13 protein-coding genes are annotated in these 20,841 nt (G+C 53.6%); 4 read left to right on the forward strand and 9 right to left on the reverse strand.

Going from position 1 to position 20,841, the window contains the following annotated elements; all coding sequences use genetic code 11:
• Positions 1-64: 64 nt before the first annotated feature.
• Positions 65-625, reverse strand: coding sequence for an NADPH-dependent FMN reductase (gene ssuE / locus LOS79_RS22620; RefSeq protein ID WP_315412513.1), 561 nt, complete (start codon positions 623-625; stop codon positions 65-67).
• A gap of 408 nt (positions 626-1,033) precedes the next feature.
• On the opposite strand from ssuE, the gene serS reads away from it, so the two are divergent.
• Entirely contained in the window at positions 1,034-2,314 is a 1,281-nt protein-coding gene (serS, locus tag LOS79_RS22625; RefSeq protein WP_315412514.1) for a serine--tRNA ligase, read from the forward strand.
• 554 nt (positions 2,315-2,868) lie between these two features.
• Positions 2,869-7,956 carry an S-layer homology domain-containing protein gene (locus tag LOS79_RS22630; protein ID WP_315412515.1) on the forward strand — a complete coding sequence of 1,696 codons (5,088 nt, stop codon included), beginning with the start codon at positions 2,869-2,871 and terminating at the stop codon, positions 7,954-7,956.
• A gap of 125 nt (positions 7,957-8,081) precedes the next feature.
• Here LOS79_RS22630 and LOS79_RS22635 read toward each other — a convergent pair whose 3' ends face one another.
• Both LOS79_RS22635 and LOS79_RS22640 read right to left on the reverse strand, forming a co-directional pair.
• Positions 8,082-9,206 carry a DUF4179 domain-containing protein gene (locus LOS79_RS22635; RefSeq protein WP_315412516.1) on the reverse strand — a complete coding sequence of 375 codons (1,125 nt, stop codon included), beginning with the start codon at positions 9,204-9,206 and terminating at the stop codon, positions 8,082-8,084.
• On the reverse strand, positions 9,193-9,822 hold the full coding sequence (locus LOS79_RS22640; RefSeq protein WP_315422395.1) for an RNA polymerase sigma factor: 630 nt from the start codon (positions 9,820-9,822) through the stop codon (positions 9,193-9,195). Before LOS79_RS22640 ends, LOS79_RS22635 begins: the two co-directional genes overlap by 14 nt.
• A 197-nt stretch (positions 9,823-10,019) precedes the next feature.
• On the opposite strand from LOS79_RS22640, the gene LOS79_RS22645 reads away from it, so the two are divergent.
• A complete protein-coding gene (locus tag LOS79_RS22645) occupies positions 10,020-10,925 on the forward strand; it encodes an ArsR/SmtB family transcription factor (RefSeq protein ID WP_315412517.1) in 906 nt (301 codons plus the stop codon).
• Positions 10,922-12,196 (forward strand): MFS transporter, encoded by a 1,275-nt coding sequence (locus LOS79_RS22650; protein WP_315412519.1) that lies wholly within the window; start codon positions 10,922-10,924, stop codon positions 12,194-12,196. Before LOS79_RS22645 ends, LOS79_RS22650 begins: the two co-directional genes overlap by 4 nt.
• Positions 12,197-12,919: 723 nt before the next feature.
• On the opposite strand, the gene LOS79_RS22655 is transcribed toward LOS79_RS22650, so the two are convergent.
• The 6 genes from LOS79_RS22655 to LOS79_RS22680 form a co-directional block, all read right to left on the reverse strand.
• The gene (locus LOS79_RS22655; protein WP_315412521.1) at positions 12,920-13,555 is read right to left on the reverse strand and encodes a histidine phosphatase family protein; all 636 of its coding nucleotides are present in this window, start codon (positions 13,553-13,555) and stop codon (positions 12,920-12,922) included.
• 159 nt (positions 13,556-13,714) lie between these two features.
• A complete protein-coding gene (locus tag LOS79_RS22660; RefSeq protein ID WP_315412522.1) occupies positions 13,715-14,518 on the reverse strand; it encodes an AAC(3) family N-acetyltransferase in 804 nt (267 codons plus the stop codon).
• Between the two features lie 46 nt (positions 14,519-14,564).
• Positions 14,565-16,145: a response regulator gene (locus LOS79_RS22665; protein WP_315412523.1), complete on the reverse strand. Its 1,581-nt coding sequence runs from the start codon at positions 16,143-16,145 to the stop codon at positions 14,565-14,567.
• Positions 16,146-16,147: 2 nt separating this feature from the next.
• Positions 16,148-18,040 (reverse strand): cache domain-containing sensor histidine kinase, encoded by a 1,893-nt coding sequence (locus LOS79_RS22670; protein ID WP_315412524.1) that lies wholly within the window; start codon positions 18,038-18,040, stop codon positions 16,148-16,150.
• A gap of 103 nt (positions 18,041-18,143) precedes the next feature.
• Entirely contained in the window at positions 18,144-19,844 is a 1,701-nt protein-coding gene (locus LOS79_RS22675; protein ID WP_315412525.1) for a type 2 periplasmic-binding domain-containing protein, read from the reverse strand.
• 105 nt (positions 19,845-19,949) lie between these two features.
• Complete coding sequence (locus LOS79_RS22680) at positions 19,950-20,840, reverse strand: carbohydrate ABC transporter permease (protein ID WP_315412527.1); 891 nt, start codon at positions 20,838-20,840, stop codon at positions 19,950-19,952.
• Position 20,841: the final 1 nt, after the last annotated feature.

Here is a 20,841-nt window from a genome sequence, read left to right on the forward strand (position 1 = left end):
TTCCGCAGCGCGGTGGTTTAGTGCCCTTTGGTATGCTAATTTTCCAGATACCGCGCTTCTGCTCCTACGCCTGTTCTCCTGCTTTGCGGGCTGCCTTATGCGCCGTCTCATCCGCCAGCTCTTCCAGCACGCTGTTCAGACGCAGCTTCAGCTCGTCGGCCAGCTCCACTACCCCCTGGTCGTTCCGCACGGCCTGGGAGTCCACGGCGAAGACGCCGCCCAGGATATGACGGGCGCCCAGCACCGACAGCACCGGCTTCAGCGCATAGTCGATCGAGAGCAGATGCGCCAGGCTTCCGCCCATGAAGAGCGGGAGGACGATTTTGCCGGCCAGCCCTTTTTGCGGGATCAGATCCAGGAAGGTCTTAAGCACACCTGTAAAGGAGGCTTTGTATACGGGACTGACTACAATGACTGCGTCCGCTTCAGCCACCAGCCCGTTCGCTTTGACGATAGCCTCACTCTCAAACTTCGTGTGAATCAGATCCTCAGCCGGAAGCTCGGCAATATTAATCCGCTCCACGGTAAAGCCGCGTCCCTGCAGGTCCGCCTCCGTATATTCGATTACTGCATTAATCCTTGAGACCAGGGATGGTGTACCGTTAATCACAACTATTTTGGCCATTTCCGCACCTCTTCCGTCTGCTTGTATAGGATATGCCGGACTCCGGCACCGGTCATAAATACTTTAAATTAGTAATAATCCTAGCAGAGTACAAGGAATATTGTCAAACCACAATTGTGCTTGCAACCCGGCGGCGCTCTCGGTATAATAAACGGCAAACCTATATCCCGACCAGGCCAATGACCGGCATCCAACCGCGAGGCGTCTGCGACCGGAGCAGTTTCCCTGCTTCCTAAGTTTACCGGGTTTCGCCCGTTACCGCGAAGACCAAAGAGGGCCTTATTCCGCTGCTGTACAGCTGCTTTACGTGAATTAGGCCAACCTGGGTGGCACCGCGAGCTGACGCTCCTCGTCCCATGGATGAGGGCGTTTTTTGCATTTTTTTAAACCCAAAGGAGCGGATCGCGGATGCTGGACATGAATTGGATCAGGGAGAATGAGGACATTGTACGGAAGACGGCTGAATGGAAAAGAGTGGAGTTCCCGCTTACGGAACTCCTGGACTGGGACGACCGGCGGCGGGCGGCCCGCCGGAATGCAGAGCAGCGCCGGGCGGAGCGCAATGCGCTGACGAAGGAGGTCGAGCGCCTGCTGCGCCAGGGCGACACTGCTGGCGGCGAGCAGGCCAAGGAGCAGGTGCGGGAGATCAACCGCCTGCTCACCGGGCTGGAGGCGGAGCTGCTTGAAGCGGAGCGCCGCTGCGGTGAGCTTCTGCTGCTCGCGCCCAATCCCGTATCGGCGGATACGCCGGTCGGGCCGGATGACAGCGCGAATGTGGAGCTGCGGCGGCATGGCGTGCTGCCGGTATTCGGCTTCACGCCGCGCGATCACGTCGAGCTCGGCGAGCTGCACGGCATCCTCGATATTCCGCGCGGCGTCAAAGCCGGAGGCCCCCGCAGCTATGTGCTGAAGGGGGCCGGGCTGCTGCTGCATCTGGCTGTGCAGCGGCTGGCCCTGGATGTGCTCATGCAGCGCGGCTTCACCGTAATGGATGTGCCGGTGATTGTCCGGCCGGAGGCGCTGGAGCGGACCGGCTTCTTCCCGGGCGGCATGGATCAGACCTATGAGCTGACCGGGGAGAAGCGCTGGCTCGCCGGGACCTCGGAGGTCTCGCTGGTCTCGCTCTACAGCGATGAGACGCTGGAGCTCGCTGAGCCGCTGCGGCTGGCCGGGATGTCGGCCTGCTTCCGCCGCGAGGTCGGCTCGGCAGGCCGCGATGTGCGCGGGCTGTACCGTGTCCACCAGTTCTCGAAGATCGAACAGGTGATCATGTGCCGCAGCACCCCCGGAGAATCGGAGCAGATGCTGCAGGAGATTCTCGGCAATGCCGAGCATATTCTCCAGCTGCTGGAGCTGCCTTACCGGGTAGTCGCCGTCTGCAGCGGCGACATGTCGCTTAAGACACACAAGCAATATGATGTGGAGACCTGGATGCCGAGCCGTGGCGCCTTCGGCGAGACCCATTCGGCTTCGAACCTGCTGGATTTCCAGGCCCGGCGCTCGGGCATCCGCTACCGTGACGAAGACGGGCGGCTGCAATATTGCCACACGCTGAACAATACCGCCGTGGCAACGCCGCGCATCCTGATTCCGCTGCTGGAGAACCATCAGCTGGAGGACGGCTCGGTCTACATCCCGCCGGCGCTGCGCCCTTATATGGGCGGTGTGGAGAAGCTGGATTTAACCTGACGAGATACAGAGAAGCTGCTATGGCCTGACCCTAACCGGAGCTCTGTGAGCGTGCACCAACACGAAGAATCTGGAGCGTGTGCCGTCCAGAGAGTGATCGAGAGTTAGCTCAACCGTTATATATTAATTCTGCGGCAAACTTGTACGCAGTTGTATGAAAGGCACTATTCCCCCTTAGTTAAGTGACTAGGGGGGAATCCATATTGTATTCGGTTTTCCGCATACATTTGCCCCGTTCACCCCCGCAGCTTTCAACACGAACCTTAGTAATCAGTAATCCAGCAAGTAAAGCAGCAGGCACAAAAACGGCTTCACTGCCTCTCAAGGCGGCGGAGCCGTTTTTCATAGTTTACATTAAAATAACATGTAGTTTACATTAATTTCAGGAAAATCAACGATTTTCAGCCGGTCTATATATTTACTTTATATATTTTTGGATCATCCTACTATTAATCTATACATTTTCAACAAATTATCCCGAAAAATTGCTTTAAAATTCTATTATCTCTATTATAATAGAGTGCGAATGATATTTTATGGGGAGGTATACTTACATGAAACTTTCTTCACAATGCAGAAGGCCGCTAAGTTTGTTCCTCGCGGTTGCATTGCTCTTGACCGGGATATTCCCGGGATTATCAGCAGGATCCGGCATAGCTGCAGCAGAGCCAATAATAACGGCAGATACCGGAGTTACTCAAGCTCCCCCGGTTACAGCCTCTCCTGCCTCCGGCAGCAAGATTGGCACAGGCTCCACGATTACATTAAGCACTCCGGTTACAGCAAGCGTATACTACAGCGTATATGCTAACGGCAGTATTACCGCAGAAGTGGCAGACCAATTATACACTGCCCCGATTACCGTTGATTCCAGCTATACTTCCCTTACTATTAAAGCCTACTCTTCATTACCCGATTTAGGGAATGGTCCAACAGCAACTTTGCAATATAGCGTTGTGCCTGCGGAGAACAATCTGAAGATCAGCCAAATTCAGGGCGCAGGGCATACTTCCCCTTACGTTAACACTATGGTTGTAAACGTCAAAGGTATTGTTACCTTCATTAAGGATGCGGACAATTTCTATATTCAATCCGCAGCCGCTGATATGGATAATGACATCAAAACCTCCGAAGCTATTCTCGTCTATCAAAAAGGCGGCGGCAACGCTGTGAAGACAGGCGATGCCGTTGCGGTAGACGGAACTGTCAAGGAATACGGCTTCTCCGGACAATTAACGACTACAGAAATCGCCGCAACCAAAACAGCGGTCCTCAGCAGCGGCAACACGCTTCCGGCAGCAACCCTGATTGGAACCGGCGGACGGATCATTCCGCATACGGTTATTGATGATGATAACTTCGCTAAATTTGAGCCGGACAAAGATGCCATCGACTTCTATGAGAGTCTCGAAGGTATGCGCCTGGAGCTTACTAGACCGACCACTGTAGGTCCCGCAGTCTATTATGCTTCCAGCAGCACCTTTGAAATTCCGGTAGTAACGGTTAATGGTACAGCTAACACGACAGAAGTCACTTCCGCAGCAGGCGGACTTGTGCTGACAGGTGCTGATTACAATCCCCAGCGTCTGATTCTCTCGGCGAAGACCGCTCCGGTCCTCAACACCGGCCAGCAGTTCGCCGGCAATATCACCGGTATTCTAACCTATGATTACGGAAAATTCCTTGTTTCTGCCGAGTCAGAAACATTGCCGGCGGTTTCTCCCAGCAAGTTAGTCCGGGAAGTAACCTCACTCAAACCGGAAGGAAGCAAGCTGAATATCGCTTCTTTCAACATTGAGAACTTCTCGCAGCATAATGATCCTAGCAAAATTGAAAATGTAGCCCGGGATATCGTCATTAATCTCAAGACTCCGGACATTATCGGCCTGACAGAAGTGCAGGATAATGACGGAACCGGCACTGGCGGAACCGATGCCAGCGAGAACTACGAAGTCCTGATCGCCGCCATTGCGGCTATCGACGGCGGCGCATCCGACTACGGTTATACGGATATCGCCCCGGAGAACAATAAGGACGGAGGCGTTGAGAACGGCAATATCCGCTCGGGCTTCCTGTACAACAAGAACCGTGTCTCCCTGAAGCCAGGTACACCGGGTACGGCTACTGAAGCTGTCAGCTATAGCGCTGCTTCCGGCCTCAGCCTGAATCCGGGGCGGATCAGCCCGGAGGACGATGCCTTTATAAAGTCGCGTAAGCCACTGGCTGCCGAATTTACTTTCCAGGGCAAAGATATTATCGTCATTGCCAACCACTTCAATTCCAAGAGCAGCGACAACTATTTGTTCGGTTCCGTTCAGCCTCCGGTCTTCACTACAGAAGTACAGCGGGCCAAGATCGCCAGGGTGGTCAACAGCTTCGTTGAAGATGTACTGCAAGAGAACGCAGATGCCAATGTTGTCGTACTCGGCGATCTGAATGACTTCCAGTTCTCGAATACCCTGAATATTCTTAAAGGCAGCGCCCTCACGAATCTCGTGAACACCCTGCCGCTGAATGAGCGTTATTCCTACGTATTCCAAGGCAACTCCCAGACGCTGGATCATATCCTCGTCAACAACAAGCTGGCATCAGCCAGCACACTGGATATCGTGCACATTAATGCCGACTTCGCCGATCCCGGCGATTACCCGAAGGGTACGGAATTCCCGGCCGGCGGAATCCGGATCAGTGACCACGATCCGCTGCTTGCCCAAATTGACTTCGGAACCACCGATTTCAATTTGCGGGTGCTGCATACCAATGATACGCATGGCCATTTGGAAAATGTAGCCAAACGCACCTCCGCCACCAGCAGCGAGCGCACAGGCAATACTGTTTTGCTGGATGCGGGTGATGTTTTCTCTGGAACACTCTATTTCAATCAGTTCAAGGGACAGGCAGATATCAAGTTCATGAATAACATCGGCTATGATGCCATGACCTTCGGTAATCACGAATTTGATATGAACAAGGAAAACCCTGAGGTGCTGAAGAATTTCGTAACAGCCGCCCAGTTCCCGTTTGCAAGCTCCAATATCGACTTCACCACCAACAATAGTGAGCTTGCCGATCTCTACCATGAGATGACCGGAATCCTTGCAACCGATGAAGCTAAGAGTACAGCCAAAGACGGTAACATCTATCCTTCCGTTATTAAGGATGTTTACGGTGAGAAGATCGGTATCTTCGGGCTGACTACTGAAGATACCGTCGGCCTTGCGTCACCGGGCGACAAAATTATTTTCAAGGATCATATTGAAAGTGCGAAGAAGACCGTCAAGGCCCTGGAAGATCAGGGGATTAATAAAATTATTGCCGTTACCCACCTGGGGTACACCGTGGATCAGGAACTCGCTAAGGCTGTTCCGGGTATCGACATTATTGTTGGCGGACATTCACATACGAAGGTGGACAACCCTCCAACTCCAATTATCAATGTAGGCACAGACAAGAAAGTACTGATTGTACAGACCGGTGAATACAGCCAGTTCCTCGGTGAGCTGGACGTTACCTTCGACAAGAACGGTGATATCAAAGCTTACAAAGGAAAACTGCTGGATGTTAACCTGTTCGGCGAAGATGCCGTTGCCAAGAGTATTCTGGCTCCAATCGATGCCGAATTAGCAACCGTTCGGAATACGGTTGTAGGCTACAGTAATGTGGATCTCTATACTCACCTTAACTCCCAGCGCGTTGTACGCAAGCAGGAGACACCAATCGGCAACATGATTGCCGACAGCATCGCTGAGAAGGTTACTGAGCTGATGCCTAGCTTCGTCTCTGAAGCAGACCGCGCTGCCATTAAAGGCGTTGTTGCGATCCAGAACGGCGGCGGTATCCGTGAAGCCATCAATGTGGGCGATATTACAATGGGTGAAGTGCTGACTACACTACCGTTCGGCAACGGGCTTGCCGCGCTCAAGGTTACTGGTGCAGAGATCATCTCTTCGCTGGAGAACTCAGTCAGCGGTCTTGCCTCTGACCAGGGGCGGTTCGCACATGTATCCGGTATGAGATACACCTATGATTCCACTAAGAAGCCTGAGATTATAGATTCATTATCCGGGGCTGTAACCCAGGCCGGTGAACGTATCGTCTCCGTAGAGATCAAGCAGGCAGACGGATCTTACCTGCCGGTTGATCCGAAGGCTTACTATATCCTGTCCACGAACTCCTTCATGGCGGGCGGCGGTGACTTCTACCGCGCATTGGCATCCGCCAAGGCAGACGGACGTTATTATGAGCTGGGTCTTCCGGACTTTGAAGTCCTGCTGGCTTACCTGAAGAAGCATAATCCCGTAACTTCAAGCATTGAAGGCCGGATTACAGATCTGAAGGGCGCGACCCCAAGCCCTACACCGACAACGACACCAGCGCCAACTTCGGCCCCTGGCGGTTCAGGAACAATTACACCAGCTGCAACACCATCACCTGGTCCGTCCGCCACAGCTACGGCAGCCGTACCGGCACAGGTGACGACAATTACTGCAGCCGACCTGACCGCACAGCTCGCAGCACTGCCAGCCGGCAGCAATGAGCTGGTTATTCCGCTTACCGCATCCGCGGGCGGAGCACAAGTCATTCTGCCTGGCAGTGTGCTCGTGCAGCAAGCTGCAGCTAATCCCGGAACAGTGCTTACATTCAACTCGACAGGCGGAGCTTCATATTCACTGCCGCTTAGTATTATTAACGCAGCGGCGCTGACTGCCCAGCTCGGCACCAGCGACTTTACAATTACAGTGTCTATCCTGCAGGCTGATGCAGCGACACTCAGCAGCATCAGCACAGCAATAGCAGCACAGGCCGGTTCCGTTACGCTCGCTGCACCGGTTATCGAATTTACAGTTACCGCCCAGGCCGGAAATAACAGCGTATCGTTGAACAGCTTCGGCAGTACCTACGTGGAGCGTTCAATCACTGCAGCCGGAAGCTTAAGTTCACAAGGAGCCACAGCCGTTTCCTACGATCCTGCCACCGGCAAGCTTTCCTTCGTGCCTTCTGTCTTCTCAAGCGCTACAAGCGGAAACACTGAAGTTACCATTAAACGAAACAGCAACAGCTATTATACTGTGGTGAAATCATCCAAGACCTTCAGCGATACTGCCGGACACTGGGCACAGTCAGCCATTGAGCTGCTGGCCTCCAAGCTGATCATTACCGGCACCAGCAGCACCGCCTTCTCGCCTTCGCAGTCCATTACCCGGGCAGAATTCGCGGCACTGATTACCCGCTCCCTCGGACTTGCCTCCGCGAGCGGTGGAACAACCTTCAGCGATGTCAGCTCAGCTGCATGGTATGCAGACAGCGTACAGACAGCGGCTGCAGCAGGCCTGATTACCGGCTATACAGACGGCAGCTTCAAGCCGGGCAGCCCGATTACCCGCCAGGAAATGGCTGCGGTTCTGTCCAAAGCTATGAAGTATACCGGTAAATCTCTGACTGCTGATCCGGCCGTACTGGCCAAGTTCAGGGATGCTGCAAGCATCCCGGACTGGTCCAAAGCAGCCGTAGCAGAAGTAGCTGCTGAAGGCATCATCCAGGGAACGCCAGACGGATCATTTGCTCCGGCGAAGCTCGCTACCCGTGCGGAAGCCGCCACCATGCTGGAGAAAACACTGAAGTCACTTCAATTCATCAACTAGATTCAAGCGGTTATACGAATATATCCCAATTAGTAAAAGGCGGTTACCCGGCGCATGCTGCGCTGCGGGAACCGCCTTTTTTTTATAAACCGAACTGATCCGGATCAGACTGCTGTCATCGCCGCTTAATTCGCCAATACAGGCAGCTTCACTTCAAACTCAGGAATATACTCCTTCACCTGGTATCCGTCCCGCTCTATGGACAAGATCCGGTAAGGCCGGATCACCAGATAGCTTGTCTTATGCTCCAGCGGCTCGAATAGAGCTGCCGTGATCAGGATATTCCCGCCTGACGCATGCCATCCGCTGCCCCCGTTGATCTCCTGCAGCACATTCCCCTGATCATCCGTAAGCTCATACCCCAGGTAATCCCTTCCAGGATCGATAGACTGCTCTGCCGGCAGCTCAAGCCGGGTTGTAATCCGCGTTGTAATCGGCGTAAGCTCGGCTGTCTCAAGTAGGAAGCGCAGACCGGAGGCTGTGCGGACTATCGGCTCGGCAATGATACTCGAGTAAGTCTGCTTCCTCACCGGCAGCCTGATCTGAAAAGGCTCTTCTATCCCGGCAACATCAATGCTCAGCGTAAGCTCAAAAGCATCAGGAAACGACCGACCGCCCTGATTCTGCAAATCGGTAAATTGAATGATCCGGGAATCCGCATCCTTCCCGGCCAGTGAGAACGGACCGAATGAACCGCCGCCGCTGCTGCCAAGCGGGCCATAGGTATTGATATCCTCACCGTCAATCAACAGCTTAATATTGGTCATTAGATCGCCCAGCTCTCCACTCCGGAACGGCTCCGCCACAGACTGGCGCTGTAGCCCCAGAGACACACGGATTCCGTCGTAAAGCACTTCCGGCACTGATAACGTCAATCCCTCATGGCTATCGCTCTGCTGTTCTATAGCTGCAATCCCCTGCTGCTGCGCATTCCGCAGCCCCAGATCCCCGGCAAGCCGGAAAATGGAATTCATCCCGGGGATTTGCTTGAGTGAATCCGCAAGGGCTGGTGAAATAAACTCTGTGCTTGTAATCAGCAGGAACAGCGCCAGTACCGCAGCTACAATACCCGCACTTCTGCGCAGCAGCCAGCCCCGTGCGGCTCCCGGCCGTGTTGTCTTCAGTTGTTGCAGCTGTCCGCTCTCATGCCGTTTCATAATATCTGCTTCCAGATCTACACGGACCGGTGTATCCCGGATCAGCCGGCTAATACGCTCCAGTTCGTCATCCTCCATATTAGCGTGATTCATGAGTGATCATCCTTTCAGCATTCCGGCCGCGTCCGAGCTTTTTACGCAGCCGTTCATATTTTTTGCGGACTGTCGCCGGGTTCATATCCATAATGGTTCCGATCTCCTCATAGCTATGCTCCTCCAGCGCCCGCAGCAGCAGAATCTGCCGCTCTTCCAGACTCAGCTGCTCCAGCAGCCCGTGGACAACCTCCGTATATCTGGATTCTTGGGTGCCCGCAGCCTCTGCCTGCTGCTGCTGTTTCTTATAGAGTGAGAGCAGCCTGAACCCCCGGTTTCTCTGTTTGATCCGGTCCAGACAATGATTGTGCGCAATACGGTATAGCCATGCCGGAAACGATGCCTGTACTGAATACTGGCTAACCCGTTCCAGCGCTTTGATGAAAATATCCTGGGCTGCATCCTCCGCTTCTTCCCGGTTGCCAAGCAAATAATAACAATACAAATAAATCTGCCGCTGAAAGGTCCTGATGATCAAGGTGTAGGTCTGCACTTCCCCCTGCTGGACCCGCTCCACCATTTGCTCTACCGTAAGCCCCGGGTCCGGCTCAGCTGACAGCGGCGTCTGGAATTCATACTCTGATGTTTTGTTCATCCGGCTGTCTTCCGGCTCCATCACAGCTCCCCCTCCTTTCTTGCCTGTATAACTGAAAAAAGCCGTATTTTGTGACATGCCTGCCAAAAAATTTATGAAATCCGGCCGATTGATCTATTGCACATTCTCATTAGTTCGTTTAACATAAAACTAATATAAAGTTCTATATTTATAGAACTTATTTTCCGTATAATTCACATAGAAAGCAGGAATGCCGTATGAGTTATAAAATCACCGTCGATTTTGCACCCGTCTATGAGTGTATTACCAGCTTAAACGCTTTTCTCGGCAAACAAAATCATAACGCCATGGATGCCGGTGCATTGTGGGTCCGCGGGGTACAGGGCCGCTTCGCCCCTGTTATGCTGCAGAAGATGAAAGAGGTCATGAAGTTCACCGATAATTTCAGCCTGTCCTTGTATATATGGACCTGTCCGGGAGAGCGCTCCGCCGAGGGCTTCCTGGACTGGTTCGAAGCATTGTCCTCAGGGGAGCTGTATGAAATAGCCGGAAGGTTCGGGCAGACCGTTCCCTCGAATCTGGCCGGGCTGCGGGACTCAGCTGCGGAGGTCATCCGGGTATGGAATGCAGAGTATTACCGGCACATTGATCCGGCCATTCTGGAGGGGCTGCAGCAAGAGGCCAAAGCCCGTGCGGCATCACTGAACGAGGACAATGGCCTGGAGGTGTTTGAAGCGGCTACTGAGGGCATGCGGCTGTACCCGCCGGAGACCTTGAAGCAGATTATTCTCACCCCGCAGTATCATGCCCGGCCGCTGGTCACTTCTACCCTTTATGATGAATATATGTTCACCGCCTATTCCTGCGATGCGCTCCCCCCGGAACAGGGCCGCCCCCCTGCATCTTTGCTGCGGCTTACCCGGGCACTCTCGGATGAGACACGCTTGTTCATTCTACGCCTGTTGACCGGCAGACAGCTGAATTTCACTGAAATTGTCAAGGAAGTCGGCCTGTCCAAAAGCACTATCCACTACCATCTGATTGCGCTGCGGGCAGCAGGTCTGGTCATCGTTCACACTTCCGGCAAGAGCACTTCCTACAGTCTCCGGCCTGAAGCGCTGCACAGCCTGCACGGACGGATCGGCAGCTATCTGGAGGGATGAGCAGGATGCAAAAGCGCAGCTACTATGGACTGCTGTCCACCATCTCTTTAAGTGCCTTCGGCGATGCGTTCGGGCTGCTCGCAATGGAATGGCTTGTCTATGAGCTGACCGGCTCCAAGCTCGCAATGGGGGCGCTTGCGCTCAGCTCCATGATCCCGGAGCTGCTGCTCCGGCTGCTCGGCTCGCCGCTGTCCGACCGGCTGCCCCGCGTGCGCTTCATGGCCTGCCTGGCGGCACTCCGCCTGCTGGCCATTCTGCTGCCGCTCGGCATGGGCCTGGCCGGCCGCCTGGAGCTATGGCAGCTGTTCGCGGCCGCCAGCCTCAGCGGAGCCTGCTCGGCGCTGTTCATGCCCACCGCGATGGCCGTCATTCCGGGTGTCGCCGGCACCCGGAAGCTGATGCGCGCCTTCGCCATTATCGACGGCTGCCGGGGCGCGGCAGCACTGCTCGGCCCGGCGCTGGCGGGTGTGCTGACCGCCTCCAGCGGAACGCTCCCGGCGCTCGGCGTCAACGCAATCTGCTATGCTGCTGCGATTGCCACGTTGCTGTGCCTGCCCTGGAACGGCAGGCCGGCCGCCCCTGCCGGCAGCTTCTCTCTCCCGCTCTATCTGCGGGAGATCGCGGAGGGCTTCGCCTTCTACCGGCAGTTCCCCGCAATGCTGACGATCATGTCCATGGCTGCCGTCAGCAATCTCAGCTCCGCGGCCATCGGGACGATGATGGTCCCCTATGTCCGCGAGGTACTGCACCGCGATGCGGCAGCGGTCGGCTCGCTGACCACCGCTTCGGCCCTCGGCTATTTATCCGGCCTGGGCCTGATCACCCTGCTCGGCGAGATTACCCGCAGGCGGATTGTGATGCTCGGCAGCCTGGTCCTCTCCGGCCTGGTCACTGTGCTGTGGAGCTTCATCCCCAGCTATGCCTTCGCCTTATTTGCGGTCTTTGCCGCCGGCCTGCTGGGTCCGTTCTTCAGCTCGCTTAGCTCCTCCCTGCACGGCCAGCTGGTTCCCGGTCCGCTGCAGGGCCGGGTGAACTCGCTCCGCTTCCTGATCGGCGGCAGCCTGCAGCCGCTGGGTGCTCTGGCGGGCGGCGCCGTTGCCGAGCTTTACGGGGTACCGGTTCTGCTGCTGGCCGCAGGAATGCTCCCGGTCCTGTTCTCAGGCGCGGCGCTGCGCCTGCCGCGCATGAAGCTGCTCGACGGCGACTTGTCCGCACTGGAGAAGCGGAGCAGTCCGAAACAGCCAGCCGCGATGACGGGTAGTTTCGAGTAGACAAAGCTGCAGGATAATCTGCCGTCTGCTGTGCTTGCCGCGTATGCCGCTCACCCTCAGCTGCCTGTTGCCCGTCCGGCCGAAGGCCTGCCCACATGCTTTACAACTTTAACCGGTTGATTGAATCTAGCAGTATACTTATACAGCAGATAGATATTAAGTGGATAATCAAAAAGTTTGGAAATAACGGCGGCGGGAAGTCCAAAACTCATCTTTAAGCGGAAAATCATGTACAATGAGCTGCCGTGCGTAGCCAGCCACGCAACGGTTGTTCAAGGGACTAGCTTAGCGTTACGGACATGAGAGACGTTAAGCCTGCGGAAAGGTACATGAGTGCCGGACCTTAAGGACATGAGCGCCGTTATTTCACCGGAAAAGTGGAGTTTATCCATGAAAAGCAGCGGATAAGGGCCGTCATGTCCGTAAGCCCGCCCAAGTGACCTTTTTCGAGCGAATAAAGGCTGTGGTGTCCGTCAGATTGGGAGTGTATTTGAACCAGACAGAGGGGATTGGCCCTCTAAAACCTGCTCCACCCCCACGCTTGGCTTCCTTAGTGGGAGCGAAGGCCAGCAATCGTGTACAATAAGCTGTCACTCGGGTAGGCGGTGAATTATGCCACACACACACACGCGCACGCGCACACTCACCTGCCCGCGCCACGCCAAACAGACGATGCCAGCCATGCGCATCGTCCGTTATCTTTAATCTTATGATTGCCGGAATTCAGTCCATTCCGCTCTCACTGGTTTCGTAATGGCTGATATCCCCGTGAAGCACAATTGCCGGTACACCGTCCGTGATATCGATCCGGCAGAGGCAGGTCGGATGAATATAAGGCAGATCCCAGAGCTTGTTCATGGCCCGCCCTTCGAAATGTGCCATCAACACCTTAATTACAACCGTATGTGTCACAATAAGCACCGTACCGCCGGCATGACGGCCGATAATCTCCTGCAGTCTGCGCAGCGCCCGCTCCTGCACCTCCGTAAAGGACTCGCTGCCCTCTACACGGAACTGCTCCGGATCACCCCAGAAAAACTGATGCTGCTCCGGATATTCCAGCTGAAGCTCCGCAGAATCCCGGCCTTCCCAGATCCCCATTCCGATCTCCTTGAATTCATCGCAGGCCGTGAGCGGCAAGTCCCGTTCCCCCCGGATAAGCTCTGCTGTCCGCAGCGCCCGGGCGCTTGAGCTTGCATACACCGCATCCAGCTTAACATTATGCATGCTCCGGCCCAGCCACTGGGCCTGCTGCACTCCCAGCGGCGTAAGCTCCGAATCCTGATGGCCCTGCATCCGCTTCAGCACATTCCATTCCGTCTGTCCGTGCCGCGTAATATATACTGTTGTCGTATTCATGAACACCTATTCCCTCCTGAAGTTCTCAAGAATCACCTGGCGCAGCCTGCTGCAGAGCAGCTTCAAACTTCAACTTCAAGCCGCTCTGCACCATTATACCGCAAGACTGCACCTCGATTCTCTAGTCTCTCCACGCTCGGATAAGCCGCTGTGCGAGAGCTACATCCGCTTGCGCTCCAGCCACTTCACTGCATAATCCACAATCTCCCGCTGCGGGACCAGTTGAGCTGCCGATGCAGCAACCTTACCGTGGAGGATCAGTCCGGTGTCCTGGTCAAACTCCCTGCCCAGCTCCGCAAAATCGTCCGAATTCCAGTCATAATCACTAAATTCCACCCACTGCCTGGCTCCATCCACCAGCATCGGTGCCGCTGCCATAACCTCCTGCTTGCAGGGATAGTCCGCCCGGTATTCCGCTAAATGCAGTGAAGTATTATTGAGATGTTCTACCCCAAGCAGCAGTACACTTCCCCCCAGCTCATAAATCCGGGCCAGCGGAGAGTGTTCGCCGAAGGCGTATTCAAGCTTATGGCCGTCAATAATGAAATCCCGGTGCCTGCCCCAGGCTGCAAAAGAATCAATCGGATGGCTGCTGCGCCGCACGCCTTGCTGCTTACGAAAGCATTCAGGAATAATCCCCATGCCTCTCAGCGGCGTTAAGTCCGGGTCATACGGCGGCATAGCTTTACGGATCTCCGGCCACCAGGCTTCCGGTACCGGCGGATTACTCCAGCCCGACGGATCGGTCAAATCAGCAGACTGTGTCGGCATGACGAGTGTACCCTCCTCACCCAGCACCTGCTCCAGTGCGAGAATGACGGCAACCGGGCCGCCGGCCACCCACTGCCCCAGCGACTTGAACGAAGAATGCAGCAGCAGGGTCATGCCTTCCTTCACACCAAGCCTCCGGAAATCTTCAGCTAGTCTATCTACTGTTATTAGTGTTCCTTGTACTTCTTCCATGCGGGTACCTCCCAGCCTTCCATCGGTCATGATTGTAGCGAATCTACTATTCCTTATCCTCCGCCTGGCCGGTGTAATGTCCCATTAGTATTTTTGCCCGGTATTCACCTGGAGAGATACCCTCCAGCTCCTTAAATACCCGGGCGAACTGCTTACTGTTCTCGAAGCCGACCGCCTCTGAAACGCCGGCCAGCTTAACGCGGCTATCGGCAAGCAGCTCCTTGGCATGGCGGATGCGAACTTTTTTGAGATAAAGGACAAAGTTCTCCCCGGTATAGGCCTTAAAGGCTTCACTGAAATAAGAATAATTCAGGGAGACATGGTTACTGACCATCGCCATATTCAGCGGACGGGCATAATTGTCTTCAATATACGCAAGAGCCGCTTCCATATCGGCATGCTCGGTATGTGCTGATCTGATTCCTATAATATAATCGTTGACGCTAAGGAGTAAATGCTCAAGCGCACGGTAATATTCGTGGAAATGGCGGAAGTTATGCAAATTTCCCACAAGCCGGTAGAGCTTCAGTACCTCCATCGAGGCTTCCCCATGGACGCGGAATACTTCATCAAGCACCCGCTCATTAATACTCCGCCCTACATGCTCCAGGTAAGCTAAATCCAGATGCACCAGATGATCCGTCTGAAAAATAACGCCAAGCAGCGCCTTGATCTCCTTCTCGCGTTCGGTGCCCAGCATGTTAAGCAGCTTGCGCAGCTCCTCTTCCGGAGAAGGAAAGCTCAGGCGTCCCTCGTGAATATCGGTATAATCCACAAAGCTGGCCTGCGGTGACAGAAAGGTATATTCCAGCGCCCGGCAGGCTTCCAGATAAGAGCTGCGGAACTGCTCTATCTCCGCATTTTCACTGCTGATGCCGACGATTAGCCGCTTGAGCTCCTTGGCTTCAGCCTTCCGGGACAGCTCCAGGAATTGCTTCCTGCTCCCGACAAGCACAAGCTTCCCGTCCCAATCCGTAAGAATCTCCGGGAAGAAATTCTCCAGCGGACCGTTCAGCTGCTCCAGCAGTCCCTGCAGCTCCCCGGGCTTCATTCTTCCGCCGTCCCTGTGATAATAATTCAGCACCCCTACCGTATAAGGAACCTCCAGCCGTGCCAGCTCCTCCAGCTGTGCCGCTGAGACCTCGGCTTCACGCTGCATCAGAAGCCCCCGCAGACGGGCAACCCGCAGCTCCCGGCGGTAGCCCTCCTCCTCCTGCTTCTGCATGCGGCTGCTGGACTCCCGTTCCGCTCCCTCCCTGGCAATCCGTTCAAGGATTTCGAACAGCTCCTCGCGGCGGATCGGCTTCAGCAGATAATCCTTCACACGGTAGCGGATCGCGCTTTTGGCATATTCAAAATCATCATGGCCGCTCAGGATAATCACTGCCGGAGCTTCACCCGGTCCTGCTTCCGCAGATAACCGTTCCAGCAGCGTGATTCCGTCCATGATCGGCATTCTGATATCTGTAATAACTACCTCCTGCCGCTCCTGCTGGTATAGCTCCAGTGCCTCAGCACCGTTACCGGCCATCGTTATGCTATAGACAGACGGATATTCCCGTTCAATCATCGCCTTCAGGCCATGACGGATCATTTTTTCATCATCTACAATCAGCAGATTAGTCATAGCTAGTTATCCCCCGTCAATAGAACTTTGGGCAGTGACATGAACACGGTTGTCCATTTCCCTGCTTCACTCTGCACTTCCAGCCCGTAAGCTTCGCCGTAGAACAGCTGGAGGCGCTGATGCACATTCCGCAGGCCGATGCCGCCCGACTTATATCCGCCGGCACTGCTCCCGGAAGGATCTGCGCCCGGCTCCTCCTTAGCGTAGATCGCCTCATGCAGCGCAGCCAGCCGCTGCGGAGTCAGCCCGAGACCATTATCACGCAGTGCAATGAAGATGTCACCTTCGGCCTCTGTAATATCAATGATCACCGTACGGTCGGCAAGCTCTACGCCATCCCCGCTCCAGGCATGCTTCACACTATTCTCGACAATCGGCTGCAGGGACATTTTTAGCACCTCTATTTCAAGATAAGCGCTGTCAATATTAAGCTGGAGCCGGATAGTGTGTTCAAACCTTATGTTCATGACCTCGATATAATTCTCGATATGGCGGATTTCATCCTTCAGCTTCACATACTCACCCGTCCACTTGAAATTATAGCGCATCATGCCGCCAAGCCCGGTAAGCGCATCCGAAATGGTCCGCTGGTTTTCAATTTCTGCCAGCATTTTGATATTCTCCAGCGTATTATAGAGGAAGTGGGCATCAATCTGATTATGCAGCGTCCGCAGCTCCGCTTCCTTCGATAACGCCTGCTTATGAACAGCCTGGGCCACCAGCGTATTGATAGTATTCAACAGCTTGGAGAAATGATGTGCAAGCTCCCCGACCTCGCCGCCCCCGCTGACGCGGATACTGCCGTACGGCTCACCCCGGCGGACTTTTTTCATTGTCTCAGTCAGGCGGCGGAGATTCTTCAGGATAAAAGCATTCAGCACATAAGCAATAACCGTGACCAGGAAGATGAACCCGATATTTACCCCGATAATCAGATTGCGGGTACGCGAAATATCCGTCAGCAAGCCTTTCATCGAGACCACAGTGACCAGTGACGCATCGATCTGCCCCAGCGGCGCCTGAATCAGCATGAAGGAATTGCCGTTCTCCTTGTAATTCATCTCCCATTCACCAGTTTTGCGGAATGCAGCCAGCCGGTCTTTAATTACTGCGCTCAGCCCCGTGTTATTCGTGAGAAAAGAGTTCTCTGTCCGGGTGAATAAATTCAGCGTATCATCCGCAATGATCATCTGTGACTCATTATCCTGTACGGATGAATACGTCTTCGGAGTGAATTTGCTCAGCAGCATGTCTACCTGTACCATCCCGATGTGATTGCCTGCCGGAATACTGATCTCCCGCAGCACCGACACTTTAGGCTGTCCCTGCTCGGTTTCTCCCGAGAAGCGCTGAATTACATCGATATCTGAGTTCTGAAAGGACCACAGATTCCGCACTCCCTCCAGCTCCATGGCCTTCTGAAACCAGGGCTCCATCGACACCCGGGATTCACGGAAGATGACCGGCCAGAGCTCATATACATTTTTACTGCTGGAGTACAGGTAGAGATGCTCGATATTCGGATTGTTGAACTGGATTTGGCTGAGATTTATAAAGCTGGTTGTACTATAGTCAATCAATTCCCCAAGGGTGGGGTCATTTTCACTGATCAGATATTTCCGGGTGATTTTATCACTGTAAGCCATCTGAAGCGCCCGCTCCATTGCCTCGATCTGGTTAAGCACATGCTGCTTCTCCATTTGCAGAAGATAATTGTTCTTCTCTATCGCATCCCGCATATAGGTATTGTTAATCGCCTTGTACGAATAGAAGGACACCAGCAGGCTGGGTCCCAGAACAATAAAGATATAAGCCACAACCAGCCGGCTCTGCAGTGATCTCCGTCCCAGCCAATAGCGGAAGGAATTCCATAATGCTCCTGTTCGTTCGCGCATGCTCACCTCTCCGTTACCGGCAAATACTTTCCCTAACCAGCCTATAACTTGAAAATAACCCAAAAGCCCGCGGGCAGCGGGCAAATGGGCCTTGCTTATTTACTTACATTCCGAGTTTTGTCTTGTTTTCTTCATACTTAGTCTGGCGGTAAGCATCGAAAGTTGCCTGGCCTTTTTTCTCTTTTTGCGTTAAATATTCAGCCCAGATCTTATCGAAAGCAGCTTCACTTTCAGCCATCAGCAGCTTCGGCATGGTTTTACCGCGCAGCTGTTTCAGCTCAGTGCCAATGATACCCTCCGGTGAGTTTCCTGTAGGATCGATCAGCTGGAATTCCGAAGTGTTGATGGATTTACCCTTGGTCCAGTCTTCCAGTTGTTTATAAGGCTCAACGGATTCCGGTTTCCACTGGTCGGTAATATTCGTGTTCTGCATCATCCAGAAGGTAAACGACGATCCGTATTTCTTATCGAATGCTGCACGGTCTGTATTTGCTAAAGTAAGTGCCTCAGGCAGGAATTGGTCTTTGCCGTCAATTGTATCATAGCTGACCCCTTTTTCGCCCAGGTAAAGATCTTTTTGGCCTTCTTCACTGTTCAGATAGCTGAGGAATTTAATTGCCCGTTCTTTATCCTTAACATCTTTGGAGATCAGAGTAACGGTCCAGCCGGAGATCCCAGGGCCGTTCAGGGTAGGCGGATCAAGCTTGGTATCAGCCGGGCCGTCTACAGCGATATAGATCTGGTCAGGATTTTTCTGCGAAATGGTTCCGAGCTGGGAAGCAAAGTCAGTACGTTGGTACAGCATTGCGAAATAACGTCCCTGTACAATTTTTTCTTCCATTTGTGCCCGTTTGTCAATGAAGATATCTTTGGCCAGCAGTCCGTCCTGGTTAGCTTGACGGAGTGTTTTCATCCAGCGTACGTATTCAGGGTCAGTCTCACGGTCATACACCTTGCCGTCTTTTTCCCAAGGGATCGCCAGGAAGTTCTGAATATAGCCTTCCAGCGAGTCGTTGCCGTTCTCAGTGAATTCATGCAAGCCGAGCGGGATCAGCGGCTGCCCGTTCACTTCAGGGAATTTCTCCTGTGCTGCTTTCAGTGCAGCGAGGAAGCCTTCAGGCGTACGCATGTCAGGGCTGCCAATGGCTTCATAAATATCCTTACGTACTACGAAAGTCTGGTTGGATACATAAGTATCACCGTATTTCTCGTAATCGGCAGGCGAGGAGGAAGAGTTAGGATAGCCGTATACATTGCCGTCCGGTTGTGTGTACCAGCCAAGCTTATCTTTATCGGAAACTTTGAAGAAATACGGATCATATTCTTCAGCCAGCTTGTTGAGCGGAAGCACGAGCTCGCCTTCAACCATCTTCTTGATGGCATCTTCCCAGAAGCCGAGAGTGATGAAGTCAGGCAGCTTGCCGGACGCAATCAGGGTATTCAGCTTTTCGTTCTCATTCCCTGCAGGAACAATAAAGTTAACGTTAACACCGGTTTTCTTGGTAACATATTGCGAAGTTGGATCTACGCCCCATTTGTTGGCGAACCAGGCAAAGTTCAGATACCAGTCAAAGGTGATCGGTGAAGTATCGCTCATCCAGCCCGGCTCATCGCCAGTAGCTGCTGGTGCTGTAGTCTCTGTGGCATTGGTTGCCGGTGCCTCTGTAGCTTCCGTAGCCGGCTTCTCCGTCGCTGTATTTCCGTTTGCGGCATTATTGTTGCTTGAACAGCCCGCAGCCGAGAATGTCAACATTAGTCCCAAGAGCAGTAAGACCATTTTCTTTGGCTTATGTTTCATGCCCATGTTTTGTTTACCCCTTTTCTAGAGAAAATTAATTATAAGCAACTCCGTAGCCCTCAGGATTTCCGGACACCGGAGGAGTTATCTTGTGGTTTGCATTGCAGAATATCAGCCTTTGATGGAGCCGATCATCATGCCCTTAACGAAATAGCGCTGCAGGAACGGATAGACGAACACGATTGGCAGCGTAGTGACTACCATGGTAGCCAGCTTGATGGACTGTGAGGTTACAGTCCGTGTTACCGCACTGCCTTGGGTAGCAACCATCATGGTATTGGAGCTGGACTGCGCCACGACCCGGAACAGATAGGTCTGAATCGGCTGCAGATCCACGTTGTTGATGTAGATCATACCGGTAAAATAATCATTCCATTGATAGACGCCGTGGAACAGCGCAATGGTCGCAATAACCGGCATGGATACCGGAAGTACAATCCTCAGAAGGATGGACCAGTCATTAGCTCCGTCTATCTTGGCTGCCTCTTCCAGACCATCAGGAATTTCCCGGAAGAAGGTCATGAAGATGATGAGATCGAAGAAGCTGAACATCACCGGAATGATATAGACCAGGAAATTATCCAGTAAATGAAGATCGCGGTTCAGCAGGAAGGTCGGAATCAATCCGCCGTTGAAGAACATTGTAATGGTGCCGATCAGGATGTAGATCTTGCCGCCAACCAGCTCTCTGCGGGATAAGGCATAAGCTACCATAGCTGTGAAGAACACATGCACAATAACACCGATTACCGTCTTGGCTACCGTAACCCCCATGGCCAGCATAATCCCCGGATTCTGGAAGACAGTTGTATAATTCTCCAGTGTGAACATCCGCGGCCACCAGTAGATGCCGCCCATCATGGCATCCGTACCATCGTTGAAAGCATTGACCAGCACGTACCAGATCGGGTATAGGGTTATGAAGCAGATGCAGAGCATGACCAGATTGTTGACGATATCGAAGATAGCTTCACCTTTGGTTTTACGTTTAAGAGCAAACATA

Origin of the sequence: Paenibacillus sp. MMS20-IR301, assembly GCF_032302195.1 — a bacterium.
Taxonomy (GTDB): domain Bacteria; phylum Bacillota; class Bacilli; order Paenibacillales; family Paenibacillaceae; genus Paenibacillus_AQ.

Excerpts from the sequence above, each read along its gene's own strand:
- LOS79_RS22680 (WP_315412527.1), bottom strand. The coding sequence starts at position 20,840 with ATGTTTGCTCTTAAACGTAAAACCAAAGGTGAAGCTATCTTCGATATC.
- LOS79_RS22665 (WP_315412523.1), bottom strand. The coding sequence starts at position 16,145 with ATGACTAATCTGCTGATTGTAGATGATGAAAAAATGATCCGTCATGGC.
- LOS79_RS22645 (WP_315412517.1), top strand. The coding sequence starts at position 10,020 with ATGAGTTATAAAATCACCGTCGATTTTGCACCCGTCTATGAGTGTATT.
- LOS79_RS22630 (WP_315412515.1), top strand. The coding sequence starts at position 2,869 with ATGAAACTTTCTTCACAATGCAGAAGGCCGCTAAGTTTGTTCCTCGCG.
- LOS79_RS22635 (WP_315412516.1), bottom strand. The coding sequence starts at position 9,206 with ATGAATCACGCTAATATGGAGGATGACGAACTGGAGCGTATTAGCCGG.
- serS (WP_315412514.1), top strand. The coding sequence starts at position 1,034 with ATGCTGGACATGAATTGGATCAGGGAGAATGAGGACATTGTACGGAAG.
- LOS79_RS22675 (WP_315412525.1), bottom strand. The coding sequence starts at position 19,844 with ATGGGCATGAAACATAAGCCAAAGAAAATGGTCTTACTGCTCTTGGGA.
- LOS79_RS22650 (WP_315412519.1), top strand. The coding sequence starts at position 10,922 with ATGAGCAGGATGCAAAAGCGCAGCTACTATGGACTGCTGTCCACCATC.
- LOS79_RS22670 (WP_315412524.1), bottom strand. The coding sequence starts at position 18,040 with ATGCGCGAACGAACAGGAGCATTATGGAATTCCTTCCGCTATTGGCTG.
- LOS79_RS22640 (WP_315422395.1), bottom strand. The coding sequence starts at position 9,822 with ATGGAGCCGGAAGACAGCCGGATGAACAAAACATCAGAGTATGAATTC.
- LOS79_RS22660 (WP_315412522.1), bottom strand. The coding sequence starts at position 14,518 with ATGGAAGAAGTACAAGGAACACTAATAACAGTAGATAGACTAGCTGAA.
- ssuE (WP_315412513.1), bottom strand. The coding sequence starts at position 625 with ATGGCCAAAATAGTTGTGATTAACGGTACACCATCCCTGGTCTCAAGG.
- LOS79_RS22655 (WP_315412521.1), bottom strand. The coding sequence starts at position 13,555 with ATGAATACGACAACAGTATATATTACGCGGCACGGACAGACGGAATGG.